5 protein-coding genes are annotated in these 13,694 nt (G+C 47.7%); all 5 read right to left on the bottom strand.

Features of this window, described 5'->3' with window-relative positions:
• Nucleotides 1–76: 76 nt before the first annotated feature.
• Nucleotides 77–2,449 carry a penicillin acylase family protein gene (locus tag CEK71_RS01150; RefSeq protein ID WP_088617664.1) on the bottom strand — a complete coding sequence of 791 codons (2,373 nt, stop codon included), beginning with the start codon at nucleotides 2,447–2,449 and terminating at the stop codon, nucleotides 77–79.
• Between the two features lie 55 nt (nucleotides 2,450–2,504).
• Nucleotides 2,505–4,724 (bottom strand): aminotransferase class III-fold pyridoxal phosphate-dependent enzyme, encoded by a 2,220-nt coding sequence (locus tag CEK71_RS01145; protein ID WP_198328408.1) that lies wholly within the window; start codon nucleotides 4,722–4,724, stop codon nucleotides 2,505–2,507.
• A gap of 71 nt (nucleotides 4,725–4,795) precedes the next feature.
• Nucleotides 4,796–10,744 (bottom strand): non-ribosomal peptide synthetase, encoded by a 5,949-nt coding sequence (locus CEK71_RS01140; protein ID WP_198328406.1) that lies wholly within the window; start codon nucleotides 10,742–10,744, stop codon nucleotides 4,796–4,798.
• 189 nt (nucleotides 10,745–10,933) lie between these two features.
• Nucleotides 10,934–12,175 carry a sulfotransferase gene (locus tag CEK71_RS01135; RefSeq protein ID WP_088617661.1) on the bottom strand — a complete coding sequence of 414 codons (1,242 nt, stop codon included), beginning with the start codon at nucleotides 12,173–12,175 and terminating at the stop codon, nucleotides 10,934–10,936.
• Nucleotides 12,176–12,263: 88 nt separating this feature from the next.
• Nucleotides 12,264–13,559: a PepSY-associated TM helix domain-containing protein gene (locus tag CEK71_RS01130; RefSeq protein WP_088617660.1), complete on the bottom strand. Its 1,296-nt coding sequence runs from the start codon at nucleotides 13,557–13,559 to the stop codon at nucleotides 12,264–12,266.
• Between the last annotated feature and the right edge of the window lie 135 nt (nucleotides 13,560–13,694).

Genomic DNA, 13,694 nt, shown 5'->3' with positions numbered 1-13,694 from the left:
AAGGTTTCCAAGCTAAAGCTTTACAAACCCAGTATAGATAAAAAATGATAGGCAAAATCATGTGCATAAGTCCTCTCTAATTTTGCAATTCGGTTATTGGTACAAATTCCAAGCGGTGTTGGCTTGTTCCGGCTTCCAAAGGCAAAACAATACCTTCTGTCCAAGCCTGCTGTTGGTCGCCGTAATGGGGTGAAAGCGGATGACCGGATTGTCCGCCAGGCATATGCAAAATGCCATTACCTTCACGCCCTGGCGACACAATCAGACGCTCACTGTCACCAATGCCTGGCGTATACATGCGCACGCATTCATCACAACCCGATACTGCGGCCTGCGGCATATCTAACCAACGCTGCAACAACGGTAACGAATCTGAAAAAGGATGGGCGATAGCTACCTGGTTGACGGTACCCCATGCGAACACCTCTTGAAAATTGGCTGAATGGCCTGCCAATACTTTACCTTCAGCCTGTATCAGTAGCTTAAGAAGAAATGCCTCCCAGTTGGGGAAATGCTGCTTATCAGGCAGTAATGACGGCGGTTTTGCTGTTAATAATTGCTGTAAAGGCACATCGGCCATGGTCGAGGTGAAACGGAATTTAGGATCGTGTTCACGGCACTTCACCATAAATGGGGAAATCACGGCATCAAGCAATAATTTTCTAAATTCCACTAAGACGGCAAATCCCACTGAATCCCGCTCGGCAAAACCATCCCACTTGTTCAAAATCTCCGCTAGATGTATTTGTTCCTTATCTTGACTTTTCCCTAGGAGGGATAATGCCAACTGCTGATAAAAACGGTAGAATTCCGCCTTAGTATCCAATTGCAACGCAAACATTTCCCGTTCGGTGATATTTTTCGCTTCAAGGAGCCGTTCGCTAATCCGGTAGGCACGATACCCATGGTCAAAATAATGTCCTATTACATAAGGATAGCTACTATCCAGCATTCTTTGATTGGCGTTGACGATAAAGCCAGACGGAGGATTCAGCAGGCGCGGTAATTCCTCCGGCAAAATATAACCAGCCCAACCAACTAAGCCGTTAGCCCAGGAACGGCTCACTGAACCGTCCAGTCCGAAGCGTTTAGGAATTTTACCTGTGTATGTCCAGCCAATATTGCCTTGGTTGTCAGCCACCAAGGCATTCAAAGGCGGGCCTCCCGCCTGATTGAAAATTTTTTGTGCGGCTATAACATTTTTGGCGGCATCCAAATCAAGCAAATGCAAATCTGTCGCCTCGGGATCTAAAGCGACCCAGTGTACCGCTGTCGGTGTAACGGATGAGAATTCTGGTAACACCGGCCCCCACTCGGTGGATTGCACTCTAAACGTCAAATCCGCTTCGCCTTTAACCTTAACCGTTTCTTCCCGTTCATTGAATTTCATCCAGCCTTTCGGAGTGCGATAGCTGCCAGCGTCGGTGGGATTAATTTCCAATGACACCAAATCCACGAAATCACCTTCTATATTGGTAAACCCCCAAGCCACATTCCCATTAGAACCAACGACAAGCAGGGGGACGCCAGGCAAAGTAAGGCCAGTAAGCGCCACATCACCATAACGGATTTCTGCTCTATACCAAATATTTGGAACGCGTAGTGATAAATGCATATCGTTAGCTAAAATAGCCCGACCATCCCAAGTCTTTGCAGATCCGACTACCCAGCCATTTGATCCTTTAGGCGGAGGTGCTTTGGTCGCTAAACCGGCATAGTATTCGGGATTGCCGATGTTGTGCAATAATGCGGACAGCTCTTTCGTGGGGATGGAAGGTATTGCTGTGCTGGCTTTACCGTTCAGTAACCGTGTGGTGTAAAGGTCGACGGGCGGCAAAAAAAATTGCGTTACAGATTTTGGCAAGGCCGCTTCCATAACAGTGGTCATGCGTTCCTCATCGCCTGTCCAACCTAAATCCTCTTCCATCCCCAAGATCACCAGTAAACTGTCTTCAGGTCGCCAAGCGGAAGGGTTATAGCCCAAAAGCGAAAATTCGGGCGGTAAAACTGCTAAAGACTTTATGGCTTGGTTGACCCCTAACGCATAAGCTTCGAGCACCCGCTTTTGCTCTTGCGGAAGACGTTCAACAATAGCGTGCGCAACCTGCTCAAAGCCCATCACGCGATGCCATCGGTCAGTGTTTTTTAATTCAGGCCCCATCACTTCTGCTAAACGTCCGGCCATATGCCGCCGTAACAAATCCATCTGGAACAAGCGGTCACGGGCAGTTATAAAACCTAATAGCAAAAAAGCATCTTCCTTATTGTTGGCATGTATTGTCGGGATACCGTAGTTATCGATTTCTGAATAAGCAGGCGCACTTAAACCTTTTAGATCGGCCTTAATATCGGAGTCCGGCAACATCCCGACAAAACGATAGGCGGTATACATGCAAGCTAAGGCTAAAACAGTTAAGCCAAGCAAAGTATACAAAGTAATTTTCCGCATACCTTACTCCATAGAACCGTTATTGCCGCCGCCCTTGAGGTCAACAAAAAATAACCTATTCATTGCCATACCGTAAACCCGACAATTGTGTCGTCAGTCCTGTAATCGCCGACTTTAGTTGTGCCAGTGATAATAAGTACAAAAAAACTAAAATTTGCTTGAGGCCAAATAAAAATAAAGAAAAACGGCTGATTTTTAAAGATTTTTCTATACCCACCACCAATTGCTCCATTTCACGGTCGGAGATGTTCAACGGCGGCAGCAGTCGGCAAAAATATTGCAGGACATGGCCTTCGGAAAGGCATAAGCGGGAAATGAGTAATTCGGAAACGTCTTTACCAAATAAGGACAACGGAAATTGTTCCATATCAAGCATCAAGTGCAAGTGTAAGCCTTCTCCCCTAATCCCTTTTAATAACGGGGCGCGGCCAGCAACTCCCCACAACTCGGATTTTAGTCGGTTGCCTGCGTACCTGATCCGTTCCCGATTGCCCGGCGCATTTGCTTGGGTGAGGCCATTCAAAGCGATATGCGCCCCTAATTGGTTTAGGAACTGGTTCTCATAGCGTGTCACCACCTGTTCATTGGTATGCTTGGCTTGCTGATAAACAGTATCGCTAACCAGTACAGCGGAAATCGGGAATGTCAAATCGCTTAAACCTTTGGACAGGGTAATAATGTCCGGTTGGTATTGGTCACGGTCAAACGATACGAATGACCCTGTCCTAAACATGCCGTTGAGGATTTCATCAATGCCAACAATGTAACCAAGGTCTTTCCTATACTGAAAGATGATGTCTATCAACTTGGGCGGCACTTGGTTTAGACTATTGCCTTGCATGACTTCAAACCAAACCAACGCAATTTCCCCAGAGCGCAATTGCTGCAACAAGTCAACATCGGCGGTCGGCGAAAAAATATCCAGATAGACAATATCCCAATACAACGGCACAAAGGGTTTCCGATCAAATTCATCCTCGCTGCCGTTTAGGGAAATCAAGCTTTTGCCGGCATAATTGCCTTTGAAAATAACGATCTTGCTGCGTTGCGGGTTAGCCAACATCGCCAGAGTAATGGCAATATCGACCGCACACGCGCCGCTAACGGCGGGAAAAGCATGATCCAGCCCGACCAAGCCGCTTAACAGGCGGGCAAGTTCAGACCAATAATCGGTGTCCGGCTGGTGCGCTTCCAACGCTTGGCCGATATCGGCCGGGTTATAGCCGCGCAGGTTACTGCCCGCCCCGCCAATGCAATCAATTAAATCAATTTCTCCAGTAGATTGATTTTTAATGGTGATTTTTGTACCTTTGGCCTGTGTGATATCCAAATCCAGCTTTGCGGCATGACAAATTAATGGAGTGATGGGGTTAATGTAGGTGCAGAAGGCGTTTATCCTTACGGCGGGCTTATCGGCAATAGCGTTGAACTTGGCGGCTATCTTTGCCGTTATGGGCAGGCTCTTGAGGATTTTATCCCGCACCATGCTAGTGACTAAGCTGTTGCCACCGTAGGTGGACGAGTGCATGAAACAAGTGGAGACCTTAGCCCACGGTTTATAAAACCTATCAAGCACGGAAAAAGCGCCAAAAGGCACTTGATAGTCGGTCAACGCCTCTCCCCAAACGACAATATCCGGCTTATCAGCCAAATGTGCCAAGCTTGATTCCGTCATACCACAGGAGGCATGGGCGGTGTTAAGAACTAAGAGGGTTTGTTTTTCCCGGCACAGGTGTTGTATCCGATTGAGTTCATCAAGAGGAAAATCATCGTATAAACACATGACCACCGCAGCGGCTTTCGTACTGCTGTTATTCAGCTGACTTGACAAGTCTGCCAGTTCCTCATAAAAAAGCACTCCGGGAACCAGTGCTTTGTCGATGCCTTGTGACAAGGGATCGAATAAATCCGCGTAATAGCGCTCTTGGTCGTAAACCAATACTAAGCCGTCATTGTCAGGATGGCTGAGACGCGCATTGTGCCGGGATATTTTTATTGCCCCATGCAGCGCCTCAATACGGGAGTTACAAAAAAAAGTCTTATAAATGTCTTTGGCGGCTTTATTCCGTAAGGCATTAATATACTCGCACAACAAATAGGCGGCTTGTGCCGATTCGGCAAACACAGGTTGGGAAGCCAATAAGAAAGTGGCTTTACCGGCTTGGTTACGTTGCCATATAGTGTCTAGTGTTGTGCTGGTCGCAGGTTCATAGATTGCCCATCTGGCTTTCAGGGCATTTTGTCCAATGGTGTTGCTGTCAAGATTTTTGCTCAATGTCATATCCTCAGAAATTAGGGTGGCCGGTCTGCGATGCCGTGTGTTTGGTCAGTTTCATCGGCGGGGCATTAGGGCCTTGTCATAATGCCGTGGCTTTTGGCGGTACTCGGTACTTTTCCTTGGCATAAGGACACGGTGGGCGGTTCCAAAAAGCCTGAGCCGATCATATAATCAAGCGATTTGCCAAACACGCCTTCATCAATAGTCGGTAAGGCAATGCCGATGCCTGCCAACGCTTGTGTTGTCTGGCCATTTTGATAAGGGACAGCGTTATCATGGTGGTGTTCGACAAAAGGTTCGACCATCCCTGCTATAGTCTGTGACGTAGAGTGTTGCAATTGCGAAGTCAGCGCGTGAAACGCATAAATCCATTCCGATGGCGGCACTTTCACGGTTGGGTACCCATATCTGTCTAGCCAAGTGATAAGCTCGTCCATGGGTGTCGCATTAGGGTTACAGATATGATAAGTACGTCCTGGTGCGGCATCGGAGTTGGCCAATCCGATGATGGCGTGACTGACAAAATCGATGGGCATCAGCATGAACCCGGCCTTATTGGCCGGAAACATGCCAAGGTCTAGACATACTTTAAGGAATCGGCAATGGAAATCCCCGATATTCCAAGCGCCCGTACGGCTATGTCCTGTTACGGCACCCAATCTGTAAACGCTAACCGGTAAGCCCCGTCCGCTTGCAACACGGAGCAAATGTTCCGCCACTAGCTTGCTTTGCGCATAGCCCATTGTCAGCTTAGTTTTTAAGCTAGGTAGATCATCTTCGGAAAATCCGGGCGGCAGCGTTGCGGTATCATCTTCGAAAATGGATAGTGTCGAAATGTAATGGACGGGCTTGGGCTTGCCGAGACAAGCGAGGCGTAAAATTTCCCGCGTGCCTGAAACATTGGCCGCTTTCAAGGCCTGAAAGGGCAATAACAAATTGGTCGATGAGCCGTTGTGATAGATTACGTCAATGGTTTTGCCCAATTTCCGAAATTGCGTTTCTGGCAGACCTAACAACGGTTTTGCCAAATCACCGGATAAAGGCACGACCCGATGTTTCACCCAAGGGTTGTTGATGCCATAACAATTAAGGGTCACCTCAATTCTAATGGCGGCATCTTGGACGGTATCAGACCGCACCAAGCAATAGATAAGCCCTTGGGTGTGCGTAAGGAGTTCGTCAAGCAGGAACGCGCCGACAAATCCGGTGACACCCGTCAACAAAATATTGCGTGAAGGGGTGTAAGAAGCACCGATGTTGAAATTAGGGGCGATGTCGGTAGCCAATGTCGCTTCCGCCCGTAAATCTAGGGGGGCGGGTGATTTTTCGACGCAATCTGAAACCAAGGTGTTGTCAGGCAATGCCACGGCAGGACAAGCCGTAGCAAAATCTTCGAGTATGTTTAAAACCGTGTTAGCCAACTCTTCAATCGTGTCTGGTCGGTAACACGCGCTACTGTAACTCCAATCAATATGTAAGGCATCGGCTATGACTGAAGCGTCAATATTCAGCTTGTGCGTCCGTTGCGCCGCCGGGTCTTTGAGATGGCCGACAGGTGCTTGCACAAGGGAAAATTGGGGATTTGCCCCGTTGCCCTGATCGATACGGCCTAAATAATTAAAGCCAAATTGAGGGGTGGGAATGGCTTCCAGACGTTTGGTAAGTTCGGGATTTTTGCCCAAATAGCGCACCACTCCATAATCAAGGCCATGGTTGGGTATAATAGCCAGTTGCTTTTGTAGCGCTTGCACCAGCGCGGGAAACCTTTGGCCTGCTGAAAACTCGAATAAAACAGGGAATAAGGTGGTAAACCAGCCGACCGTACGCGATATATCAACATCATCAAAAAGCTGTTCACGGCCATGACCCTCCATTTCCAGCAATACCGCATTATTTTGCGTCCATTCGGCCAGTACGGTCACAACTGCCGCCAGCAGTACCTCATTGATCCGTACGCCATGAATAAGCGGCGCGTTTTGCAACAATAGTGACGTTGTTGCCGAACTTAAAGTAACGGATAAGGTTTCGCTGGTTGCTTCAGAATCCAGGCCGTCGGCAATATCGGTGGGCAGGATATGATTGGCTCTGGCCCAATCGGTATTCAGCCAATAGTTGACATTGCGCTCCGCCAACGCCGTTTGCGCGTAAGCGGAAAGACGTTCCGCCCACAGTTTGAAAGGGGAGCTTTTGTCCGGCAAGACCATTTTCTTACCATCAAGGGCTTGTTGGTAGAGAACACCCACGTCTTCTAACAGAATCCGCCAACTGACCCCGTCCATCACCAGATGGTGGACAATAACCAATAAACGGCTGCCCACATCTTGCCCGCAATCAAAGCAAACCACTCTGACCATAGGCCCGTGGCTCAAATTAAGGCTACGTTGCCAATGCGTTGCCTGTTCGGCCAATGCGGCTTGCCAGCCGTTTCCAGCAAGGCTAGAGAGGTCGTTCGAAATAATTTCGCACGCACTGTCGGCGGTTTCCGGCAACAATTGTTGCCAAACGCCATTGTCTTGGTAAAAATGGCTGCGTAAGACATCGTGCTGACTCAGCAACCGCTGTACGACACCCGCCAACAAGGTAGGATTTATAGGTTGTTTTACATCCAGCAAAACGGCTTGGTTCCAATGGTTAGGATTGGTATAAGCTTGTGCGAAAAACCACCGCTGAATAGGCGTCAACGGTACTTCCCCAGTGATGACACCTTGGTCTGCCTGCACGGCGTTGGCGTAACCGATAACTTTCGCTAACGCCTCGATGGTTTGACATTCGAGTATTTGCCTAGGCTTGACCGTCAAATTGACTTGTTTTGCCCGATTGACCATTTGCATACTCAGGATGGAATCGCCGCCCAGCTCGAAAAAATTATCCCGGATACCGACTTTTTCTAACCCCAATAGCTGTGCCCAGATCACGCATAAGGTTTCTTCGGTGGGGGTGTTGGGAGGACAATACTGGCCTTCCGGTTGTTCATCGATAACCATTTTGAGCAAAGCTTTACGGTCTAGCTTGCCGTTAGAGGTAGTTGGCAGGCTATCAAGGAACACGAATGTGGACGGAACCATATAATCGGGCAGATGGTCGTGCAGGAAAGTGCGCAAGCTGTTGGTGTCCGTTTGGATTTGCTCAGGCTTGACGGTGAGGTAGGCAATAAGGCGCTGACTTCCTGAGGCCGTTTCAGCATGAAGCACAACGGCTGTTTTGATAGCGGAATGTTTGCGCAATTTGGCTTCGATTTCGCTTAATTCCACCCGAAATCCCCGCAGTTTGATTTGCTGGTCGGCTCTGCCTAAAAATAAGATATTGCCATCGGTACAGTAACGCGCACGGTCTCCTGTCCGGTAAAGGCGGGTTCCCACCACTTGGTCAAAGGGATTGGGTATGAAGCGTTCTGCTGTCCATGCCGATTGGTTCAAATAGCCGATAGCAACACCTTCTCCGCCAATATACACTTCCCCTGGTACGCCAACCGGCACCGGATTGAAATAGGTATCCAAAATGTATATGCGCACCCCAGGAATGGCATGGCCAATGGGTATTGAGCCATCCGCAATTGTTGTTGGGATTTGGTAGACCGTACACCAGACGGTGCCTTCGGTAGGCCCGTATTCGTTATAGAGGGTGGTGGCAGGCAATTGGGCGTAATGATAGGCGGCCACTTTTGCCAAACAGGCTTCCCCTGCGACAATAACGGCCTGCAAGCTCTTCAGTTGTCCGGCATCGGCTTGCTCCAACAAAACGTTGTAAAAAGACGGCAAACATAACAGATGGCTAATCTTCTCCTGCCTTATCCATGCCACCAAAAACGTCGGGTCGGTATGGTGGGTGTCGGAAGGTATGCACAGCTTCCCGCCTTGGCACAATGTCCAAAATAAGCCAGCCACTGAACTGTCAAACGAAAAAGACGAGAGCAACAAAAAGCTTGCCACCTGACCGGGGTAGTAAGCGAACCGGGCTAGGGTCGAGCACCACAAGTTACGGTGGCTAATGGCGACACCTTTGGGTTGCCCGGTAGAGCCGGAGGTATAAATGACATAAGCCAGATTACCAGAAGGGATCGCCAGCACCGGATTTGTGGCGGAATACCCAAAAATCATATCCCAATCACTGTCGATGCAGCTTATGGGCACCGCTATATCCGGCAAAACAGGCAATACCGATGTTTTAGACAAAATCAGAGCCGTACCGGAATCTTCCAACAGATACTTGATTTCGTTTTTAGGGTATTGCGGATCTATCGGCAAATAAGCACCGCCTGCTTTGAGTACGGCCAAAATGCCCACCACCATTTCCCAACTGCGCCCGAAACACAAGGCGACCAACGCACCGGGATTTAGGCCTTTGTCCAACAAATAATGCGCCAATTGGTTGGCCTTAGCGTTAAGTTCGGCATACGTCAAGGTCAGGCCACTGGCCGATAAGGCGATGGCAGAGGGTATACGGCCCGCCTGTTTTTCAAACAACGAGTGGACAACATCGCCTTCTGTGATTTGCCAAGGGTTTTCATCTGCTGTAATGTACTCGACATCCTGCCATTTTGGCGACAATTGCCGATTTTCCTGCGGAACTGACAAGCGCAATTCACTGATCCGCGTTTCTGGGGCATCGGCGATATTTTCCAGCAACGCCCGAAAATGTTCGCCCATGCGGGCAATCGTGTCCGCATCAAATAAATCGACATTGTATTCAAAGGCCGCATGCAACTGGTCGTGTTCTTCAGTCACATGCAGGGTCAAATCAAATTTGGCAATAGTATTTTCGATAGGAAATGGCGTGATATCCAATCCTGTCACCCGTATCGAGCCAAAAGGCACGTTATGCAATACGAACATAACTTGGAATAAGGGGTTGAAACTGGGATTCCTAGCCAACTTCAGCTGTTTGACTAACAATTCGAAGGGATACTCTTGATAGGGCTGGGCATCGAGCATCGTTGCCTGTGTCCTATCCAGTAAGGCGGTGAAGGTAGGATTGCCGGAAAGATCGGTGTGCAAAGCCAGCACATTGACGAAAAAACCTATCAGGGCTTCAATATCCTCACTGCCACGGTTGGCTACCGGAGTCCCTACACAAATATGCCGTTCCCCGACATAGCGGTGCAAAAGCACATTAAACGCGCTAAACAACAGCGCGAATAAGGTCACGTTGCGTTTCCTGCACAATTGCCGCAGGTTTTCAGTCAATCCTTGCGCCAAAAAAAAGTGGTGGTCACTACCGTTATAGGTTTGCACCGCCGGTCTTACCCTATCGGTCGGCAATTCAAAATCGGTGTCTAACCCAGACAAATGGCGTTGCCAAAAGGCAAACATTTTCGCAAGCACATCTGGCTGCAATTGCTGGCGTTGCCAATAAGAAAAATCAGGATATTGGATAGCCAATTCCGGCAATGGCGAAGGCCAACCTTGGACATAAGCCTCGTATAACGTCGCCAATTCCCGATACAAAACGGCGGCCGACCAACCATCCGTGATAATGTGCGGCATGGTAATCATCAGCACAAACTCTTGCTGGTCTGGACGGACATCGGCCATCAGAAAAAGCCTGACCCGCAGCAAAGGACATTGGGCCAAATTAAAAGGCATTGCCGACTCTTGGTTAAACAGCTGGCCGACTTGGTTATCCAACCCGCATAAATCCTCCACTGTGACGGATACCCTCAGTTCTGGCAAAACTTGCTGGATAGGCTCTATACCGATGGTGACAAACTGAGTCCGTAAGGCCTCGTGCCGACGGATGATCTCATTAATGGCTTTTTCTAATACCGGGACATTGAGCGTGCCTTTAAGGCGTACAGCAATGGAAAAATTATACGCGGAACTGTCGGCTTCCAATTGGTCAAGAAAAAACAGTTGTTGCTGGGAAAACGATAACGGTGATTGACCGATAGGGCGTTTGGAAATGGCCGCTTGCCCAGGCTGATGGAATATCGGTTTCGCTTGCAAGCGTTTTTGCAATAGCGCCTGTTTGGCGGCAGACAAGCCAAGCTTAGGATCAGATAATTGCGTTTTATTTTTCATAGCTTTCATTAACATAAAGTAATTTTATTTAATCGCTTCACTTTTGCGGTTTAGTAGTTGAAACCCTTTCTGCAACTGACCTAGCCACACCCTGTTCTTCGAACAAACGCAAATCATCGGAAGCCAAACCTAAAGAAACCAGCTTTTGCCCCATCCTTAAAGAACCCTGTTGGAATTGTCAGATATGGCCTATTGGCCAAACAGAAGCCGCCCGAAATTAATTGCCATTCTCCTATCCCCAGACGCGCCTATCAGGCCTCTTTGAAACGCCTCCAAAGCTGTTGCCTTACCTGAAACTAAGTCTTTTAACACCTCCGCCGACACACCCAAGGTACAAACGGCTTCCGCATCTTCTGTATGCACTAAACCTTCCGGCTTAGTAAGATCGAAAGTCCACACCCCGCTTTCTGCCCCATTCACTTGCAATTTACAAACACAGTTGAGCGCACGGAAAGTCCCTAAGCGATCCTTAATCAATTTTGGAAAATGATTGGCGAACAAGTCTGCCAAAAAAGGATTTGCACAATCACCGTTAATATTCTGGGTGGGTGCTTGGGTAGGATGTTCTTCAAATTGGCGGCAAAGTAATGTGGGATAGCCAAGCTTGACTAGCAAACTATTCAATCTGACAAGCTGATTATCTGGGATTGATGTCAAGGGTATCTTGGAACCTTGACCTATGGAATCTGTAGACAGCTTAGTTGAAAATTGGAATTTTATGTCGCCGTCCACGGGTCCTTTTCCTTCGTGGGAGAACACGCGTTCAAGAAATTGGCTATCCCAAGCCAAACCGAGAAAAGCAAATAATGCATCCAATGTTTCATCGGGGGAGGAAACGATTTGTTCGTATGTCACTTTGAAACATTTCTGAAAACTATCCAGTTCAAATGCATGGATAGCGCTATTGTTATCTATCCAATAATCGACGATGGAAGAAACGATGTTATAGGGATTCCTTTGTATATAAGGCGCTATCTCCTCCATAAACCCTAATTTGCTTACGCTCAGATAAGAAGAGACAAAATCGAGACAATTGCGATATAAACAAATGAACTTCGCATTCGGAAAAACACTGCTCAGGATGTCAATATGGTTAATATTGACTGTCGTTTTGTCGCACCAAAATATTTTGTTTTTTTGCGCAGCATAACCATTCATTAATTCGGTCACAACGCGTCTAACCTCAACTTTTGCCTCAGCCTGTTTATCTTCCTCGCTCAAATGAGTGGCGATTTGCGATAGGCAAGAATAAGACGTTTCATACATAAATTGGCATAAGCTGCCTATATGCAATTCGGCCGGACTAAATATATCTGGATGAGCGTCCAATATATTTCTCAATAAAGTGGAACCGGAGCGCTCCAACGAAAGGACAAAAATAGGCCCAACACCGTCTTGGCCGTTTAAAACGTTATTTTGTGTTTCTTGCATTTGTAAACCTCAATATTTATGAAAAAAAACCTAAACAAGATGACGAAAACGGCAACTGCCAGGGGGAACATGAAACATTTAATAAGTATTAGTCTTCAGATGTTTTTAAATCACTATTGGCAATTAACTGGAAGCTATTATGCGTATTTTTATTGCTATTTGATTTACATAATGATTTGGCATTTTTTTTCTGTAACCAGCGGATCAGCCCAGTGATAAACAGCACCGGACACGCCAATCCCGTCACAAACACCAAAATACGCCCCACCCAGCCAAACGCTTGCCCTGAATGTAAAGGCCATTGCCAATGGGTGAAAACATCACCGACAGAGGCATCGGCCGGATCGTCAATGTCAAGAATTTTGCCAGAATAACGGTCAACTACGACGCAAATACGTTGCAACCAACTACCCGGCCTATCAACGCCATCTTTGCATACGGTATAAGTGTCATAAATATTGGGCGCACCATAAATCCAATGAGGCCGCCCTTTCGGATATCGCTGGTCAACGATAGCGACAGCCTTATCCATCGAAATAGCCTGCTCTCCAGCGACGGGTGTGGAGCGGAACCAATAACGATATGTCACAGGTGAAAACACTTCCAATACCGGCACTACGTTTTGCGGTAAGACCATATAAATGCCTGAAAATAGGACTGGCAACATCACTAGCGCAGTATAAAAGCCTGAGGTTTTATGCAGGTCGTAATTAAAACGTTCGCTGCTTGCCTTGCGTTTGACCGTTAACGCCTGCAACCACCGTCCGGTCAACGGCCACCAAACGATAAGACCCGTTAGCACCGAAATAATAAGTAGGGCGGCAGAAACACCGACCACGACAGCGCCGAACTCCTCCTTTAACAGCAAGGAATAATGGAGTTCGAATACGAAGCCGATGAAAGTGGACGGAAATAGGTTGTCCGATGCCCCCATCAGGCGTTTGCCGACGATTTGCGCGGTATAGGGATTGACGTAAACTTGCCAAATTTCGGTTTTTCCATCTAAGGCAGGAACTAAATAAGCCAATTGGAAAGCCGCTTCGTCGTTGCGCGGATACGTTGCAAACGTTTGTTTAGCATCTATCGGTAATGCGGATTTGCCGACTTCGAAAATGTCTGCTAGCGGTTTATACGCCAAATAACCACCGTCTGAACGAACTTTCAATAACCCTGGATTTAACAACTCGTCAATTTCGGTATGAAATACCAAAATGCTGCCGGTCGCACCATAGACTGCCAACAGCAGCCCCAACAATAGACCCAACCATAAATGGACATCCAACCAAAATTTGCGGCGTGTTTTGAGTTTGACTAACTGGTTTTTAGTAAGACTTACGGCAGATCCGAAACCGTCGCCGGATAAGCCATCATGAGTACGTTTCATATTTAATAAGGCCGATTATTGTGGCTTTTATGAAATGGTTCAGTAACCCGATTGGTTATCAGCCATTTGCCATCGCAACGTTTTTGCCCAGATTACCTAAATACAACACCAACAGATTATCGGGCAAACTACCTA

Origin of the sequence: Methylovulum psychrotolerans (assembly GCF_002209385.1) — a bacterium.
Classification (GTDB): domain Bacteria; phylum Pseudomonadota; class Gammaproteobacteria; order Methylococcales; family Methylomonadaceae; genus Methylovulum; species Methylovulum psychrotolerans.
Note: the sequence above shows the minus strand (reverse complement) of the source record. Positions and strands in the feature narration are given on the sequence as shown.